General features: G+C 61.3%; 10 protein-coding genes and 3 pseudogenes. 7 read left to right on the top strand and 6 right to left on the bottom strand.

Annotation, left to right across the window (positions count from 1 at the left end; translation table 11 throughout):
- Positions 1 to 260 precede the first annotated feature (260 nt).
- Positions 261 to 1,502 carry an IS110 family transposase gene (locus J2T21_RS19095; protein WP_307583593.1) on the top strand — a complete coding sequence of 414 codons (1,242 nt, stop codon included), beginning with the start codon at positions 261 to 263 and terminating at the stop codon, positions 1,500 to 1,502.
- A 292-nt stretch (positions 1,503 to 1,794) separates the two neighbouring features.
- On the opposite strand, the gene J2T21_RS19090 is transcribed toward J2T21_RS19095, so the two are convergent.
- Entirely contained in the window at positions 1,795 to 2,925 is a 1,131-nt protein-coding gene (locus J2T21_RS19090) for an IS110 family transposase (RefSeq protein ID WP_307583591.1), read from the bottom strand.
- 580 nt (positions 2,926 to 3,505) lie between these two features.
- Between J2T21_RS19090 and J2T21_RS19085 the strand changes: the two genes are divergently transcribed.
- A complete protein-coding gene (locus J2T21_RS19085) occupies positions 3,506 to 4,357 on the top strand; it encodes a hypothetical protein (RefSeq protein ID WP_307583589.1) in 852 nt (283 codons plus the stop codon).
- Between the two features lie 41 nt (positions 4,358 to 4,398).
- Here the strand turns inward: J2T21_RS19085 and J2T21_RS19080 are convergent, their stop codons facing one another.
- Positions 4,399 to 5,211 carry a transposase gene (locus J2T21_RS19080; protein ID WP_307583587.1) on the bottom strand — a complete coding sequence of 271 codons (813 nt, stop codon included), beginning with the start codon at positions 5,209 to 5,211 and terminating at the stop codon, positions 4,399 to 4,401.
- Positions 5,212 to 5,863: 652 nt separating this feature from the next.
- The gene (locus tag J2T21_RS19075; RefSeq protein ID WP_307583585.1) at positions 5,864 to 6,454 is read right to left on the bottom strand and encodes a transposase; all 591 of its coding nucleotides are present in this window, start codon (positions 6,452 to 6,454) and stop codon (positions 5,864 to 5,866) included.
- Positions 6,455 to 6,632: 178 nt separating this feature from the next.
- On the opposite strand from J2T21_RS19075, the gene J2T21_RS19070 reads away from it, so the two are divergent.
- Positions 6,633 to 7,832, top strand: a complete 1,200-nt coding sequence (locus tag J2T21_RS19070) for an IS4 family transposase (protein ID WP_307583584.1) — start codon at positions 6,633 to 6,635, stop codon at positions 7,830 to 7,832.
- Positions 7,833 to 8,215: 383 nt separating this feature from the next.
- Positions 8,216 to 9,439: an IS110 family transposase gene (locus J2T21_RS19065; RefSeq protein WP_307583583.1), complete on the top strand. Its 1,224-nt coding sequence runs from the start codon at positions 8,216 to 8,218 to the stop codon at positions 9,437 to 9,439.
- 26 nt (positions 9,440 to 9,465) lie between these two features.
- Here the strand turns inward: J2T21_RS19065 and J2T21_RS19060 are convergent, their stop codons facing one another.
- Positions 9,466 to 9,762 (bottom strand): IS110 family transposase, encoded by a 297-nt coding sequence (locus J2T21_RS19060; protein WP_307583626.1) that lies wholly within the window; start codon positions 9,760 to 9,762, stop codon positions 9,466 to 9,468.
- A gap of 548 nt (positions 9,763 to 10,310) precedes the next feature.
- Positions 10,311 to 10,592: a hypothetical protein gene (locus tag J2T21_RS19055; RefSeq protein WP_307583581.1), complete on the bottom strand. Its 282-nt coding sequence runs from the start codon at positions 10,590 to 10,592 to the stop codon at positions 10,311 to 10,313.
- 550 nt (positions 10,593 to 11,142) lie between these two features.
- On the opposite strand from J2T21_RS19055, the pseudogene J2T21_RS19050 reads away from it, so the two are divergent.
- Positions 11,143 to 12,443: pseudogene (locus J2T21_RS19050) on the top strand (ISL3 family transposase).
- Positions 12,444 to 12,465: 22 nt separating this feature from the next.
- On the opposite strand, the pseudogene J2T21_RS19045 reads toward J2T21_RS19050, so the two are convergent.
- Positions 12,466 to 12,933 (bottom strand): annotated as a pseudogene (locus J2T21_RS19045) (DUF6270 domain-containing protein); the annotation flags it as partial.
- 281 nt (positions 12,934 to 13,214) lie between these two features.
- Here J2T21_RS19045 and J2T21_RS19040 point away from each other — a divergent pair.
- A pseudogene (locus J2T21_RS19040) lies at positions 13,215 to 14,650 on the top strand (integrase core domain-containing protein).
- Between the two features lie 990 nt (positions 14,651 to 15,640).
- Positions 15,641 to 17,359 (top strand): glycosyltransferase family protein, encoded by a 1,719-nt coding sequence (locus J2T21_RS19035; RefSeq protein WP_307583579.1) that lies wholly within the window; start codon positions 15,641 to 15,643, stop codon positions 17,357 to 17,359.
- The last annotated feature ends 129 nt before the right edge of the window (positions 17,360 to 17,488 follow it).

The following is a 17,488-nucleotide window of genomic DNA, read 5'->3' as shown; positions in this document are numbered from 1 at the left end:
GGAGGTCGAAAATCACGGCCGGGTCACCTGGGGATCTGGTATCCGGGGTGCGTCGGCGGGATGATGGTGTTGCCTGCCACGTTTGACGCCGGTCTTTCCTTGGTGCCGTGACTTGGCCCGTGCAATAGCGTGGTGCGGAGGGTTCCACGGGAACCGTGGATTGTTGCTGTGAGCACGAGTACTAGAGTCCTGATTTGATTCCGCCCTCCACGCGGCAGGCACCATCACCCATCGGAACGAACAACTTCAGGAGGTGTCCCGTGGATCTGATTCATGAACGTGCCGCGGGCCTTGATATTTCCAAAAGCGACGCGAAGGTCGCCATCCGTGTTCCAGGCAAGCGTGCCGGGACCTTCCCCATCACGGTCACCACGTGGGGTTCGACCACCAACCAGATCCTGGCCCTGCGGGACATGCTGGTGGCCGCACAGGTCACCACGGTGGTGATGGAGGCGACTAGTGACTACTGGAAGCCGTTCTACTACCTGTTTGAAGACGTGCTGCCGGTGATGCTTGTCAATGCGAAGGCGGCACGCAACATCCCGGGTCGCAAGGCGGACGTTTCGGACGCCGCCTGGCTGGCCCAATTGGGGGCCCACGGGCTGTTGCGTCCCTGCTTCGTCCCACCCCCGCCGATCCGCATCCTGCGGGATTTGACCCGGGCCCGCACCATCGCCACACAGGACCGGACCCGGGAGATCCACCGGTTGGAGAAGTTTCTGGAGTCCACCGGCATCAAGCTGTCGGACCATGTGTCGGACCTGTTAGGCGTGTCGTCCAGGGCCATGCTCGCCGCGCTCATCAGCGGGGAGCGCGATCCGCAGGTGTTGGCGAACCTGGCCAAGGGTGCCATGCGTCCGCGGATTCCCGAGCTCGTTGAGGCCCTCACCGGCAGGTTCGAGGAACACCATGCGTTCCTCTGCAAGATGCACCTGGATCGCATCGATTCGATCACCGGGTGGGTGGACCAGCTCACCGAAAGGGTCGAGGCGGCGATGGAACCCTTTCTGGTCGCTCGGGAGTTCCTGACCACGATTCCCGGGGTCTCCACCCTCGTTGCCGATGTCATCGTCGCCGAGACCGGGGCGGATATGTCCACCTTCGAGACCCCGGGCCGGCTGGCCTCCTGGGCCGGACTCAGTCCGGGGTCCAACGAGTCCGCCGGGCGGGTCAAGTCGTCCAAGACCCGCCCCGGGAACAGCTACCTCAAGGGCGCGCTGGGCATCGCCGCACTCAACATCGCCAGGCATCCCAAGGGAACCTATCTCGCGGCGCGCTACAAGCGCATCGTGGTGCGCCGCGGCAAGATGAAGGCCTTGGTCGCCACCGAGCATTCCATCCTCACCGCCGTCTGGCACATGCTCGCCGAGGGCGAGTGCTATCACGACCCCGGTTCGGATTTCTTCACCCGGAAGGACCCCGCCCGCACCAGGAACAACGCGGTCCGGCGCCTCCATGAGCTGGGCTACGACGTCACCCTGAGCACTCGGGAGGCAGCCTGACTCACCCTATTTTCGTACTAGGTAGAGAAGAACGACTCCGGGCCAGCAAACGCCCGGGGTCGTTCTTCATGTACCGCTGCGGTGGCGAAGGTGTGGGCGCGTCTTTCGACTACAAGGTCAATGCTGATATACGCGGGTTGGGTACCGCAGGACAATTGTTCGGCTGGAGCGTTTCGCGGTCTAGGAGCGGGCGTCACCGGAACCATTGGTCCTGGTTGTCCATAGCGTTAACGCGAGTTTGCTCCACGTGCTGCCCCATCGCCTCCACTGGCCGCAGGGTACGTCTGTAGGGTCAGGCCGCGTGCATGGCGGCCTCCGTGAAGATCGGTCCCCTGGCGGCCTTTTGCTGCAGGGGTGCGGCGACCGACCAGCACCAGCCGGCCAGCTCGCGGGCGACGGCCGTGTTTGCCTTCACGGGCAGCTTCCCGCGTTTGTTGAACTGTTCCCAGATGTGGTGCAGCCGGCGGTTTCCCTCCATGGCCCTGGTTCGGGTGGCCGAGTCGACCAGCCGGAATTGTTTGATCAGCCGGGCCCCGGGCCGCGAGTAGTCCCGGTCATGGTGCCAGGCTGCTTCCACCAGCAGGCGCCTGGCGTAGGAATTGCCGGCCTTGGTGATCGAGCCCTGGGACCGGGTGACGCCGGAGGAATGCTCGGAGGGCACCAACCCGACGTAGGAGCCGATGGACGACCCGGTGAACCGGGTCCAGTCCCCGATCTCCACCGCCAGCCCGAAGGCGGTGGTGGTGGCAATGCCGCGGAAACACATCAACGCGTTGATGACTTCCTGGTATTCGCAATCCTCGATCTGCTCGGTGATCTGGAATTCCAGGCGCTTGAGGTGCTCCTTGAGCATCGCCACCAGTTCCAGGTCGGTCTCCAGGGTGAGCTGGGCGGCCCGCTGCTCGAAGCGCTGCCGATGCAGCCACTCCAGATGCTGCAGGGTCCAGCGCTTCTTCTCCGGGTAGTAGAGTCCCCTGCGCAGCATCAGCGCGTTGATCCGTTGCCTGGCGTGGGCCAGTTCCTTGGAGGCCTGCTGCCGGGCCCGGGACAGGTCGCGCAGGGCCTCCTCGTCCTCGGTGGGGACCCGCACGGCGGTGACCTGCCCCAGGGACAGCATCCTGGCCAGGATCAGCGCATCGCGTTTGTTTTTGACGTGGTCGCCGGGGGCCCGCATCAGCTTGGACGGGGCTGCGATCAGGCAGTCGACCCCGTGGCCGGTCAGGAACCGGGACAGGCCAAACCTGGTGGGGCCGGCCTCGTAGACCACCTGCACCTGCCCGGTCAGCGTTTGCAGCCAGGCCAGGACGGCCACTGGGTCGGGGATCATCTTGGCGCGGATGACTTCGCCGGTGGCCGTATCCAGGGCGCAGGCAACGATGGTTTTGGCATGGACATCCAAGCCGATAAAGGTACGCTCAAACATGTCGGGACCTCCCAAGTCTCAAATATGGCACTACCAGTCAATATCCGCCTCCGGGCGACCGGAAGGGATGTTTGGCACTGGCAACCCGTGAAACATTGAGCCGCGTGGGTCCCGACCCCTTCACCTCATAGTGTCTAGGAAGGGGCCACTTTATGTGGAACGGGCATGGTCCCGGAAAGGATCAGCCTCCCCACGCCGGCCCCCCGACAAAACCACCCTGGCGACATTGCCGTGGCGATCATTGCCCGCCGGTCGGGGCACCCGGTGTGGTCGTCATGCTGACGCCGCCAACGAACCCCGGAGCACGGCAGCGACATCGTTACCCACCATGACCAACGCAGCATCAGACAACGCTCAACAGCGTGGGGGCCTGATAGAGTCCTTGAATGCTTTGCGGACCGTCTTTCAGATTTTGATGCTGACACCTCCCTCGACCATGAGACCAGACGTGAATACGAAAATTTCCCTGACAGCAAGAGAGGTTACCCAGTTAGTCATGGGTGGCACCTTCCGGCGGAAGGGAGATGTGCATGGGAGCCTTTCGGGAGGGCTGATACGTGACTTGGAGTAAGATATCCTGGTGGCTATTCGTGAAGCATCCAAAGAGGCACCAGTGTTCGAATCGGTGGACGATTTTCTATCCGCCCCCGAAACTCCATCAGGTCTCTTCGTGATCATGATTGGCGGTCATCCCGCAGATTTTCGATACGATGACCGGGGCCATGAGACAACAGTTGTTCTCCTTCACCCGGCCATCAACTCGAGGGTAAAGCGTTTGCCTGTGTTTATCGGTAGTGGGGTTACGGAATCACTTCACGTCAATCGGCTGCTGGTTTCAGACTCTTCTCTAAGCCTTCACGAGGGAATCCAAGCAGGATGGTTCGCGGGGAATTCGAAACAACCAGAGTTGCAGGCTGCGCTTGCCATGATTTTTGAGAAGGTCACGGCAGGAAAACGAACCATCTATTTCGGCCTTTCCGCTGGAGGATTTGCTTCCCTGGTGTTCTCATCCGTACATCCTGGATCGATCGCTGTTCCCGTCAATCCGCAGACCCACCTTGCCAATCACCCTTCGCCTAGGGTTCGAAAATGGACCATTCATGCGTGGGGTCTAAACAGTCCCTCAGATGAAAGAGCCAAAGAGATGCCGCCCGTTCTCACGGATGTTTGCGATCTTTACTCTCAACCTCTGGAAAACCGTGTCGCTTATATTCAAAACACGGGGGATGAGGAACATATGCGCATTCATTGGAAGCGCTTCAAGGACGAAGTACATCCACAGAACCTCGCGGGTTCAGCTCTTGTCTACGCTGCGGATGGGCATATCGCCCCGAGCGTTGCGTACATGACGGCGGTTCTGGATGTGGTCGTAAACGCTCAGTCTTGGGATCAGGTCGATTTCTCCGCGATTAGCGTCTCACCTGTTCGGTAAACAAAAATCTAGGGATCGATTATCGCTGACCCTTCTATGGATTAAGTGAAGAGGGTCTGGAGTTTCCTGAACATTTGCCGGGCGATAAATCGTTTGATGCAGCGGCGGATCTCCCGAAGGCTTTTGCCTTCGGCGGTGCGTCGCTCAACGTATTCCTTGGTGACTGGATCGCAGGTCATCCGAGACCGGGCAATCGTATGCAGGGCCCGGTTCAGCTGTTGGTCGCCGTTGCGGTTGATCCGGTGCCGGATCTTGCTGCCCGAAGACGCCGGGATCGGGTTCACCCCGGCCAACGCGACGAAGGTCGCTTCCGAGCGGACCCGGCCATGGTGCGAGTGGGACACGAGTACCTGCGCGGCGCATACGGGGCTGAGCCCGGGCAGACCCATGAGACCTGCAGCCAACAGGTCAAAGATTTCATGAAGCTGCTTCTTGTTCCGCACCAGTAGGGGCCGGAATTCATTGATGGCGGTAGCCAGCCTCGTGGCCTCGGCGCGTGCAATCCGAGTCTGCAGGTCATCAGTTCCGTGGACCCTCCAGCGGCTGATTTGCCGGACCGGCTCCTCGGTGAGGGCATGGTGCGCATCGACACCCAGGTCAATGGTGCGCAGCAGCGCGGTGAGCATCAAGCGATCGGCGATGCCCTGGCGTTCCATCGCGCTTTTGGCATTGAGCAGGATCCGGAGGGCTTCACGGTCCCCTTCGGAACGGGGATCCAGCAGGGCCTCGATCTGTTCCCCGAGTACCGTACGGGCGGCCGCCAGAGCGTCGATGTCGGATTTTCCGCGACCGGCACGCGAGATCCGGCGGCGGACGTACCTCGCAGATATCCAGTTCCGTGGCGCGCAGGGCACGGGGCAGCCCGGATCCGTAGGAGTTGATGCCTTCGATGGCCACGAGGGTCTTTCCCTGCAGGCTGCGCCGGTCGATCCAGGCAACGGCCCGCTTGAGGCCCGACGGGCTCGTGGGAGACGTTGCAGTATCCATGACCTGGCCGGAAGCAGCGACAAGGATGGCATAGGTGTGGGTGCGCGCGTGGGTGTCCACGCCGAGGATGTTCACGTATTGCTTTCGGACCGCGCTCATTGCAGGGTTCCTTCCCAGAATCGGACACTCTAAGGCCAACTTGAGAGGTCTGCTCCGAGGCAGATCTCTAACGAATCACGTCCCGCAGGACGGACAACCTTCTATCAGGCCACCGGTGCGAGCCAGACCGGCCCCACGGGCGGGACACGTCAGCATCAAGACACTGCAATGGCAGGTCAGATATGTAAAAAGCCACGCCCCGCTTACGTGGAGCAAGTCTGGCAGCAAACCTCAGGCTTGCCACTACCCATTAGAGATATGCGCGGGTTGGGTACCGTATGACGATTGTTCGGCTGGAGCGTATCGGCGTCTAGGAACGGGCGTCGCCGGGACCGGTGTCTCGGTTGTCCATAGTGGGAACCCGAGCTTGCTCCACGTGCTGCCTCAATGCTCCCACCGGCCGCAGGGTAGGTCTGTGGGTCAGGCCGCATGCATGGCGGCCTCCGTGAAGATCGGGCTCCGCGCGGCCCTTTCCTGCAGGGGCGCGGCCACCGACCAGCACCAGCCGGCCAGTTCGCGGGCGACCGCGGTGTTGGCCTTGACGGGCTTCTTGCCGCGCTTCTCGAACTGCTCCCAGACGTGGTGCAGCCTCCGGTTCCACACCTCGGCCCTGGCCCGGGTCTCCGAGGACACCAGGTCGAACTGCTTGCGCAGCGGCACCCCGGGCCCGCGGTACGCGCGGGCATGCTGCCAGGCGGCCTCCACCAGCAGGCGCCTGGCGTAGGAATTCCCGGCCTTGGTGATCGAGCCCTGGGAGCGGGTGTTCCCGGAGGAATGCTCCGAGGGCACCAGCCCCAGATAGGCGCCGATGGAGGACCCGGTGAACCTCGTCCAGTCACCGATCTCCACGGCCAGCCCGAACGCGGTGGTGATGTCGATGCCGCGGAAGCACATCAGGGCGTTGATGACCTCGGTGTGCTCGCTCCGTCGGGTATTGCATCCGGTGTTCCGCGCTTCCAGGTGCTTGAGGTGCCCCTGGAGCATGGCCGCCTGTTCGAGGTCGGCGTCCAAGGTCAGCTCGGTGGCCGGCTAGTCGAAGTGCTGCCTGCGCAGCCAGGCACAGTGGTCCCTGGTCCAGCGGGACTTCTCCGGGTAGAAGAGTCCGTGGCACAGCAGCAGCGAGTTGGTTCCCTGCCTGGCCTAGGCACAATACCGTTTACTTAGGCTTCAACTGTGTTAATCTTTTGGAATGGCACGAAGCGGATGGGTGAAACCCGAAGGACCAGAACGGCTGGGTGACCACGTCTCCCTGGGCGTGCTCACGCGGGTGTTCCCGCCCGGGGAAGTCGACGCGGCGATCGCGCGCACCGGTGCAGCCGGGCAACGCAACCGGCTGCTGCCGGCGCGGATGATGGTCTACTACGTGATGGCGCTGGCGATGTTCTCCGCCGGATCCTACGAGGAGGTCATGCGTTCGGTGCTGGCCGGGATGGAATGGATCACCGGCCGGTTCAGGGAATGGTCGATGCCCACGAAGGCCGCGATCTTCAAGGCCCGCACCCGCTTGGGATCGGCGGTGATGATCGACCTGTTCGACGCCTGCGCCAAGCCACAAGCCGTCACGGGCGGTCCCGGGTTCTATCGCCAATGGCGGCTGGTGAGCATCGACGGCACCACCCTGGACATCCCCGACACCACGGCGAACGAGCGTACCTACGGTCGCCCCGGAACCAACACCGAGGCCAAGAGCGCCTATCCACAAGCCCGGGTCCTGGGACTGGTCGAATGCGGCACCCATGCCGCGATCGGCGCGGTCGTTTCCGAGTACGACACGGCCGAGCAGACCATGTACCCGGGACTGCTGCACAAGCTGGAAGCGGACATGCTTGCGATCGCGGACCGCGGGTTCTTCAGTTACGAGGCATTCAAGGAAAGCGCCGCCACCGGGGCCCAGCTTTTGTGGCGGATGAAAGGCAACGCGGTGCTTCCCGTGCACGAGGAACTTCCCGACGGGTCCTACCTGTCGGCCGTCTACGAAGGCACCAAGGCCCGGCGCCACAACACGGACCCGATCCCGGTGCGCGTGATCGAATACACCGTCACCACCGGCAAGGAAAAAGAGGCCTTCCGGCTGGTCACCACCATCCTGGACCCGGCCGGTGCACCGGCCGGGGAGTTGGCCGAGGCCTATGCCCAGCGCTGGGAAATCGAGCTGTGCTTCAAGGAGCTCAAGACCCACCAGCGCGGACCGTCCCTGGTATTGCGGTCCAAGACCCCCGAGGGGGTGCTGCAGGAGATCTATGGCTATCTTTGCGTGCACTACGCCCTGCGGGCCCTGATCGGCGAGGTCGCCCGCGACCTGGACGAAGACCCCCTGCGCATTTCCTTCACGCGAACCCTCCGGGCCGCACGGCGATCACTGGCCGCGCGCCCGGCTTTTTCCCCCTAAAAAACACGCGGAGACCTTCGTGGTGTTCTGCCGGGAAATCCTGCATGAACTCCTGCCGCCGCGGCGGCAGCGCAGCAACCCCCGCGTGGTCAAACGCAAGATGTCCGGATGGCCTCTCAAGCGCGTACCCAAAAAACCTAAGTAAACTGTGATGATGGTAATAGGCCATCAGCCCGGCGTGACCCATAAGTAAACCGACGCTCTCACGGGTTGTCTTCAAGCCGATCAGTCCGCCGGCTGGTGGCCCGCACCAAGCGTGTTGCCCGGCCGGTCATGACTTCATAGGAGCCTGATCCAGAGGTCCCATCACAGTTCTGTCTGCCCGACCGGTCAACACGAGCCCACCCTGTTGCTTTACCGGTTTCAGAGGAGCTCCATCCATCATGTCAAACGAGCAGTTCAAAGTCATTGCCGGCATCGACACCCATTCCGACACCCACCATGTCGCACTCGTCACCGACTACGGGAAGCGGCTCGGGGACCAGAAGTTCCTGGCCGTCGGATCCGGGTACCGGGAGATCGCCGCGTACCTGACCAGCTTCGGTCCAGTCACCGCCGTCGGAGTCGAGGGAACAGGCTCCTACGGGGCCGAGCTCGCACGGGTCCTGGCCGGCCACGGTTTCACTGTCAGGGAGGTGAACCGACCCAACCGGGCCGAGCGCCGCTTGCGCGGAAAGTCCGATCCGCAAGATGCCTACCAGGCTGCCGAATCCGTGCTCGCCGACAGGGGCACCTCCACGCCCAAAACGCGTGACGGGTACGTCGAGGCGTTGCGGGTGCTGCGCACCGCCCGCACCAGCGCGATGAAGGCCCGCACGGCCCTGCTGAACCAGATCAGCGCGGTCCTCACCTCTGCAGCGGATGAGGTCAGGGCCAAGTACCGGGGCATGACCAGCGTGGCACGGGCCAGGGCCATGGCCGCGAGCAGGCCCTCCGGGGACCCCGCGGATCCGGTCGTGGCGACCCTGCTGACGCTCAAGCGGATGGGGACCCGGCACCGGTTCCTGAGCGAGGAAATCGCCGAGACCGACGCCGAGCTGGCGGCCATCGTTTCTACCCATGCCCCGCATATCCTGGAGGTCAACGGCGCGGGCACCGTGGTCGCTTCCCAGCTGCTGGTGGCCTTCGGCGACAACCCCGAACGCATGGGCAGCGAGGCCTCTTTCGCGGCCCTGGCCGGGGTCGCTCCGGTCCCGGCATCTTCGGGGAAAACGAACCGCCACCGGCTCTCCCGGGGCGGTGACCGGCAGGCGAATTCCGCCCTCTACCGCATCGTTGTGACGCGGACGTCCAACGATGCCAGGACACGGGAATACGTGGCCAAGCGTACCGAGGATGGGCTGGGCAAGAAGGAAATCATCCGCTGTCTCAAACGCTACGTTGCCCGGGAGATCTACCGTGTCATGAAGAATCCGCGGCCCGCTGAGCTGGTCAACGATCTGCGCCCGCTGCGCTTGGCACTGGGTCTCACACAGGTGGCGGCGGCGACCGCGTTGGGCTCCTGGCCGACCGCTATTTCACGGATCGAACACGGCAAATCCCGGGACCGCGAAGCCATTGCCGGATACCGGAGTTGGCTTGAAGAACAGGTGGCGGAGAACAGTTGACAAGCATAGGAGCATCGGTATTGGGCCTAGGCAAGGCTCTTCGAGGCCCGTTGCCGGGCCCGCGAGAGGTCGCGCAGGGCCTCCCGTTCCTCGGTGGGCACCTGCACCGCGGTGACCTGCCCCAGGGACAGGATCCGTGCCAGGGCCATCGCGTCCCAATTGTCGTTCTTCAAGCGATCTCCGGGTGCCCGGAGCATCTTGGACGGCGCGGCGATCAGGCAGTCAACGCCATGGGCCAGCAGGAACCTGGCCAGGCCGAAGCCAGTGGGCCCGGCCTCGTAGACCACTTGTGCCGGGCTGCCGACCCTTTCGATCCAGGCCAGGGCGGCCGCCGGGTCGGCGGCGAGCTTGTCCAGTTGGACCTCGTGTGTGAGCGATAAGCATCAGGCCGTTTCAGCCATGCATGTGAGCCAAGTTGGCAGCTCATTTCAGGCCAATTGAGCGGGGCCGCCGGCAGGGACGCCAACCACAGCCCGGAATTGTCCATCTGCGCTCAGGCGGCAACAAGAGCGAGCGAGTTTCACCCGGCTGGTCCGAGCCGCACAGGTGGTCGTCGGCACCCCTGGAAGTCCGCGGTTGGCCGCGTCTGCGCCGTTCGCCTCTGGGAGCGGGTCCGCTCCGGCCGGCCGGATTCCCCACCTTTCAGGCAGGCGTGGGCATGCTGCAGCAGGCAGCCGTCATGGCCGGTGGCAATGATGGGCGGGTGGCGTCGGCAACGAGGCCGGATCCCCCTGCGTCGGCGACCTGAACCGGAAGCGGTCGCCACATCCCGGATCTCGAGAACGACCACGGCAATCAACGACGCGCAGCACCACCAAGGGATTGCAAAACACCCAGTCAGATGATTATTAATGAGCATCGTTGCGGCGACTCAAGTCTCCCCTTGCCGACGGCGTGGAGCACGCCCGGGCGGCCAACGCCAAGAGGCAATTTCGGTGAACAAGGCGAAGAATTCAGCGCGGGCGCGAGTGATTGCCGAGATTGCCTGAAACCGTGCCGACATGGCCTGTTTCTTAGCGCCGAGATGGCCTACTTTCGGCTGACGAAATTCCTTGCCGGTGAACGGGTTCAGGGCGCAGGCGGCGATGCTTTGGGCGTGGACATCCAGCCCGATAAAGGTACGCTCGAAAATGTCGGGGCCTCCAAGACTCAAGTTGTGGCACTACCGGTCAATGCCCCATCCGAGGCGACCGGAAGGGGTGTCCGAAACCGGTAACCCACGAAGCGTTGATGCAGTGTGAGTCCCAATTTCTCCCTTGACCTCATATCCCTAATGAATTGATCGACTAGGAAGCTGTCAAGGCAGAGTCAACGCCCGAATTGATGGCCGCTAAGCATTCCACTCCGCAGCCTTTCTCCGCGTCATAATCGTTCCGGGCACGACGAAGGACCCCACCAAATAGTGGGTGCCTTGCCCGGGGTTTTCTAGTTCTCGATCTGACTAGCCAGGTATTCATATGCTCCAGCCACGTAATGATACTGGGCAGCGCCACATTAGTGATTATCCGTGGACGCCAGTAGGGAGTCTGGTATTCGGATCTTCCGCAGTCCCTTATTTGAGAGGTACTCGTAGTATCGGTCATACAAAGCGGCTCTTCTGACATATCCGTGGGCTTGTCCAGCGAGCCTTGACGCCCACACGCCGCTTCCTGCCTAGGATTTTTGACTGACTAAGGTACAAAAATTCAAGGGCTGAAAACGGCGTGCAGAAAACAAGCATATGGGCAACCTGCTGGGTGTCGAAAAAACGACCGTCCACCACGTGGAGACCTGCCCCGACACCGGGGTCCTGCTGGCCCGGGTGACACCCCACAAGTCCATGCGCAACAGGTGTGGGAGCTGCTCCAGGAAGTCCCCGCGCTACGACCGCGGCGCCGGACCCCGACGCTGGCGCACCCTGGATCTGGGAACCACCGAAACCTACCTGGTGGCCGAGGCCCCGCGGGTGAACTGCCCCGAGCACGGGGTCACCGTCGCCGCCGTGCCCTGGGCCCGCCACCAGGCCGGACACACCCGCGTCTTTGACCAGCAGGTCTCCTGGCTGGCCACCCAGTGCTCCAAGTTCGCGGTGACCGTGCTGATGCGCATCGCCTGGCGCACCGTGGGCTCCATCATCGACCGGGTCTGGAAGGACACCGCCAAGGCCTTCGACCCCTTCAAGGACCTCAGGCGCATCGGCATCGACGAGATCTCCTACAAGCGCGGACACAAGTACATCACCGTGGTCGTGGACCACGACTCCGGCCGCCTGGTCTGGGCCTCGCCGGGCCGGGACAAGGCCACGCTGCGGAAGTTCTTCGACGCCCTCGATGCGGAGCGCAGCGCCGGAATCACGCATGTTTCCGCCGATGCCGCCAACTGGATCGCCACCATCGTGGCCGAACGCTGCCCCGGCGCCGTCCGCGTGGCCGACCCGTTCCATGTGGTCATGTGGGCCACCGACGCCCTGGACGAGGAACGCCGCGCATCCTGGAACCGGGCCCGGGCCGCGGCCCGGGAGAACGAGCCGGCCCGCGGCCCGGGACGCCCGGCCAAGGACGCGCCCTCCCGGCCGGACAGCGAGAAGGTCAGGACGCTGAAGGACTCCCGCATGGCCCTGTGGAAGAACCCCGAGAACCTCACCGACAAGCAGGAGGTGAAGCTCGGTTGGATCGTGAAGACCGACCCGAGGCTGGGCCGGGCCTACTACCTCAAGGAGGGCCTGCGCACCGTCTTTAAGCTTCCCCATGCGGATGCGGTGGTGGCCCTGGACAGGTGGGTGGCCTGGGCCAGGCGCTGCCGGATTCCGGCGTTCGTGAAGCTGCAAAAGAGCATCGTCAAGCACCGCGACAGCATCCTGGCCTCGATCGAGCACGGGCTCAGCAATGGGCGGATCGAATCAATGAATACGAAGATCCGGCTCATCACCAGGGTCGCATTCGGATTCAAATCCCCGGAAGCCTTGATCGGCCTGGCCATGCTCAGCCTCGGAGGTCGGAAGCCAGTGCTCCCGGGACGGGAATGACCCACGGATATGTCAGTAGAGCCTACAAACCATTCCATTCGGCTGCGGTCGTGCCTCGAGTTATTTCCCTGCTAGACCCTGTGTCGGTTTCGTGAACGAAGGGAGCTTCAATCAGCCGCACTTCGTAGAGGGCGCCAATGCGGTCAATCGTTGCACACAAGATGTCGGCAGCTTTCGTCCACAACTCGAAATGTTCATCCGTGCCAAACGTAATGAACGGCCCGCGTCCTTTCATCTGGGGCATGAGCCTTGATTGGTTTAGTTCGTTTGAAAAAGTCAAAAAACCGCCATTACTGTACGGATAGACACCCAGACGCTCATCGACTAGATCTATGACTATCCAGTCTGTTGAGCCGCCCTTTGCCTGCAAGTCGCTCAATAGGGACGACGTGAAGTCACCCTCGACGGAACGTTTTTGGAACGCCGAGGTGAGACTCGCCGGGCCGGGTATGGGTACTGGCGGATTCGCTGAACTGATCAGAGACTGACGTGCAACGTAGCCATCCCGATGTCATGCCTGACCTCTTGCTTCTGCTGTGTCTCGCGAGACGCATGACCCGAATGTGAACACTGAAATTTGAGACTTATCCACGGGAGCAAGTTACCACAAGGGGGCGGTAGCCCAACTGGTCGATTTAACAATGTGATCTCTCAGAACATCGTTTACAGCCTCACTCACGACATCGTTTACAAGATCTCTCAGGACATCGCTTACAGGTAGCAGACGCGTGGCAGACCCGAGGCTGACCTCGGATTATTCGATAATGATGAGTGTCAAATACATTATCGGCGTCGGTACACCGTCAAATCATAGAGTTCGACCCGGGCCTGCCAGACTCTCCAAGTATCTCGCAGTTTTGCGTGCAACTGGGAATCACCAAGCCCTCCTACTACAAGGTCAAGAAGCGCTACATCGCCGAAGGCAACAAGGCCCTGAACCCTCACTCCAGGGCCCCGAAGACGGCGGTGAAAATCTACGGGGACCAGACCAAGGAGCTGGTGCTGCGGATCCGCCAACGCATGGCCAAAGCCGGCTGGGACCACGGACCGCAATCGATCTGGTTCGAAGGCGTGGACGCCGGAGAATTCGGGGAACAGATCCCCTCGGTGGCAACGATCGGTCGCATCCTGGCCGAAGCCGGCGTTACCAAGACCAACGCCCGCAAACGGCCCCGCCGGGCCTGGATGCGTTTCTCCCGGTCGTTCCCGATGGAGATGTGGCAGATCGACGGACTGGAATACCGGCTCTTTGACCAGGACGGCACCAAGGCCACGATCTACCAGCTCCTGGATGACGGGACGCGTTTCGATGTCGGATCCCGCTGCTTTGCCCGGCCGGAAAACAGCGACGCGATCGCCGCGCTGCGTGCAGCCTTCGAGGAATACGGGGTCCCACAAGAGCTTTTAAGCGACAACTGGCTGTCCTTTAACCAGGCCCGCCGCGGCACCATCGGGACCACCGAGACCTTCCTGGCCGAGCACGGGTGCCGGGGCATCACCGGGCGCACCTGGCACCCGCAGACCCAAGGAAAAACGAACGGAGCCACCAGACCCTGACCCGGTTCCTCGACGCCCACGCCCCGAAAAACCTGGAGGAGCTCGCTAAGCTCCTCATCCGCTACAGGGAGCACTACAACCACCGGCGGCGCCACCAGGCCCTTAAGGTCGGAAGCACCCACCTCACCCCCGCCCAGGCGTGGGAAGCCGGGGAACACCGCGGCTCCGACGGCACCCCGATCGACATCGCCGAGCTTCAGGCCAAGGCGGCTGCCTACAAGGACGGCAAGCTTGCCCGGGACGCAGCCGAGCCAGCCGGAGGAACCGGCGGCGAGATCCTCGCCGTGCAGCAGCAGGCCCAGGAGGCGCTGCCCGCCCAGACCGGGAGGCTGCGGGACCAGCCGGAGGACCTGGTGCAGATCACGCGTACCAACCCGCAGATCTACCACCGCGGCCGGATCTTCAAGGTGCCCACCCACCTGATCGGTGAGCACCAGCTGGTCACCACGGCCACGGCATTCACGATGTTCAGCACGCTGGATGGGGAGGAAAGCCTCTACTTCCCGCTGCCGGTGCGCGTGGCCTCCAGCCAGCGGCTGATCCCGCTCTGGCAGGTCCACGGTGCCCGCATCCGCGAACCGAGACCGGCGTGGGTGCTGAAGCGGATCGAGTACGAAAAGGAGCACTACGCGCAGGAACAGGCGGGCTGACCGGCTCCATTCCCATCAATGCACACGGTGTCAGCGATGTCATGAGTTTGGTTGTCAACGATGTGCTGACATCGTGTGTAAAGGATGTCGTGAGTTCGGTTGTCAACGATGTCGTGCGTGCGTGTGTAAACAATGAACCGAGTGATTACATGGTCGATTTAACAAGGAGCTACTGCGGTGAAAGATTTCTTACATGATCCTGCCCTGGCACTATCGAATTGCATGACCGTTCCGCCTGAAGCTGGGGCGTCAGAGCATAATTTTCATGATGGGCTGTCCGTCTGATGGACCTTCGCGGAAGGGATCGCATGTCCCAGATATTGGGGGCGTACGCCGATCTCACGCCAATATCTGGGAGAGATTCGAGCGTCCCCGAAGATTGACGTAATTTCACCCAAGTCCTGCGTCTCAAGCTCTACGGAAACGAACTCTTGGGAAGGTCGCTCATCCCCGAGAATCCGGGGAGCTGACGACTTATGTAGAGTCCGTGAGGCTAGGGTCCATCAAACGCATAGCCCATTTTTCATCATTGGGGTTTCCACTTAGATGCCGTAACCCTAAAGCCGTTTACTCCCGCCAGGGAAGCTGGACACCCGAGCCTAGGTTGTCCCTTCGTCTACTCAAAAGCTCCTGGACCCCCACCTGGAATCTGGCACTACAGGAAAACACAGGACCATCGAATGCGCGCACAGTCTGACCTGCGTCACTGAAATGATTAGGTATAAATCATCTAGACTTAGGTAGCTTGGCATGGCAATGGTAAGAAGTTGGCAATCAAATCTATAGGAAACCATCATCAAAAATCTGCGGGTAGCATTTTGGCACTTTAGGCAAGGTGGGCTGAAACAACTGCTCCGTTGGAAACGCCGGCAAGTCGTTCTGAACCACAACGGCGCGAACAACATCATGGGACGCGCGATCCGCTCAACTTCGAATGGTCGGATGATGTTGGACTTTCCCGCACTCCAACATAATCGGAAGCCTGCCCCTATGGCCAAGCTTCGTGTGGCGACAATCCTGGATGACTTCTCGGCGCAGGCTTGGGGATACGAGTGGGACTGCATCGCTGTCAAGCCCGATACCTGGCTAGAGGAACTGACAGCCGAACCTGTTGGTCTCCTCTTCGTTGAGTCCGCCTGGGCCGGAAACGGCAAAGCCTGGTCGTATCACTTGACTGGAACTTCGGCACCACGACCGGCCATCGTGGAGTTGGTGGAGTGGTGCAAGTCTCAACAGATCCCCACTGTATTTTGGAATAAGGAAGACCCTCCTCACTACGAAGACTTTCTGGCAACTGCGAGGTTGTTTGACACGGTGCTCACATCGGACTCAACACAGATTGATCGGTACAAAACGGATCTGGGCCATGATCGTATCCATGCACTGAGTTTTGCTGCCCAGCCAGTGGTTCACAACCCCATTCGTCCACAGCAAGGGTTCCAAGCGCGAGACGTTGCCTTTGCAGGAATGTATTTCGCCCACAAATTTCCTGAACGCCGCGAGCAGATGGATATGCTGCTCTCAAGTGCGTTGGACGTATCCCAAAGCATGGAGCATGGCTTGGAGATCTTTTCCAGGCAACTCGGAGGAGACGCAAACTATCAGTTTCCGGCGCCGTACAATGAACACGTGGTCGGAAGCCTGCCGTACGAGAAGATGCTGACCGCTTACAAGGCCTACAAAGTGTTCCTCAACGTGAATTCCGTGGTCAACTCCCCGAGCATGTGTGCCAGGAGAATCTTCGAAATCACGGCATCCGGCACACCCGTCGTAACCGCTCCAAGCCGGGCGATTGCAGAATTTTTTGACAAGTCGGAAGTGCTCGAAGTCGGCACTCGAGAGGAGTCGGCGAGCATGATCCGTTCGTTGGTCCGCAGCAAGGAGTTGCGAGATCACACGGTTCACTTGGGCCAACGCAGGATCTGGCAAGAGCATACGTATGCACATCGTGCGGATCAGGTTGTTCAAGCGTCGGGGATCCGTGTTTCGACACCCCACCCGTCCTCAATGACGCTGAAGCCCACTATTTCGGCGCTCGTTTCGACCATTAGACCGCAGCAGATTGATCATGTCCTTGCCACAGTGGGCAAGCAGCTAAACGTAAACATCGAACTAGTGCTGCTAAGCCACGGCTTCGAGCTTGACGAGCGTGCCGTGAGAGCGAAGGCCCGTGACCAGGGAATCGAGAACCTCGTCATCCTGCACCAGCCGCGAACTACGTCGCTCGGAGCATGTCTAAATCTTGCGGCCGATGCTGCTTCCGGCTTTTATGTCACTAAGATGGATGACGACGATCTCTACGGCATCAACTATCTGCAGGACCAGGCAGCCGCCCATCGCTACAGTGGCGCAAACGTTGTCGGCAAGCAGGCGCACTACATGTATCTTGGGGGCCGAAATGCGACGCTGCTGCGTTTTGAAGAACGTGAACACCGATTCACTGATCTGGTCATGGGGCCAACGATTTTCACCACTCGAGAAATAATGCAAGAGGTTCCGTTCCTGGAACTTGGCAGGGGAGAAGACACCAACTTTCTTCGCGGTGTCCTTGAAGTTGGGGGGACCGTATACTCGGCTGACCGTTTCAACTTCATACAGATGCGTGGCGTTGAGCGCGACGCCCATACCTGGTCAGTTGAAGAGACAGAATTGTTGGCGACAGGTGTGTTGTCAACGTTCGGACTCAATAAGGCACACATCATGTTCTGATTGTGTATCCGAATTCGGAATATACATTGCACATGCAACCTCGGGCTGAATCATGTCCGAGGTCGAAGCAACGTAACGTAGGATTTATGAATCAATTGTGGAGCTAATGCTCCTGGAGATAGGCGGAAG

Origin of the sequence: Paeniglutamicibacter psychrophenolicus, assembly GCF_030812255.1 — a bacterium.
GTDB classification, from domain to species: Bacteria; Actinomycetota; Actinomycetes; order Actinomycetales; family Micrococcaceae; genus Paeniglutamicibacter; species Paeniglutamicibacter psychrophenolicus_A.
The sequence above is the reverse complement of the archived record's forward strand: the minus strand, read 5'-3'. Positions and strand labels throughout refer to the sequence as shown.

Excerpts from the sequence above, each read along its gene's own strand:
- J2T21_RS19035 (WP_307583579.1), top strand. The coding sequence starts at position 15,641 with ATGGCCAAGCTTCGTGTGGCGACAATCCTGGATGACTTCTCGGCGCAG.
- J2T21_RS19090 (WP_307583591.1), bottom strand. The coding sequence starts at position 2,925 with ATGTTTGAGCGTACCTTTATCGGCTTGGATGTCCATGCCAAAACCATC.
- J2T21_RS19070 (WP_307583584.1), top strand. The coding sequence starts at position 6,633 with ATGGCACGAAGCGGATGGGTGAAACCCGAAGGACCAGAACGGCTGGGT.
- J2T21_RS19065 (WP_307583583.1), top strand. The coding sequence starts at position 8,216 with ATGTCAAACGAGCAGTTCAAAGTCATTGCCGGCATCGACACCCATTCC.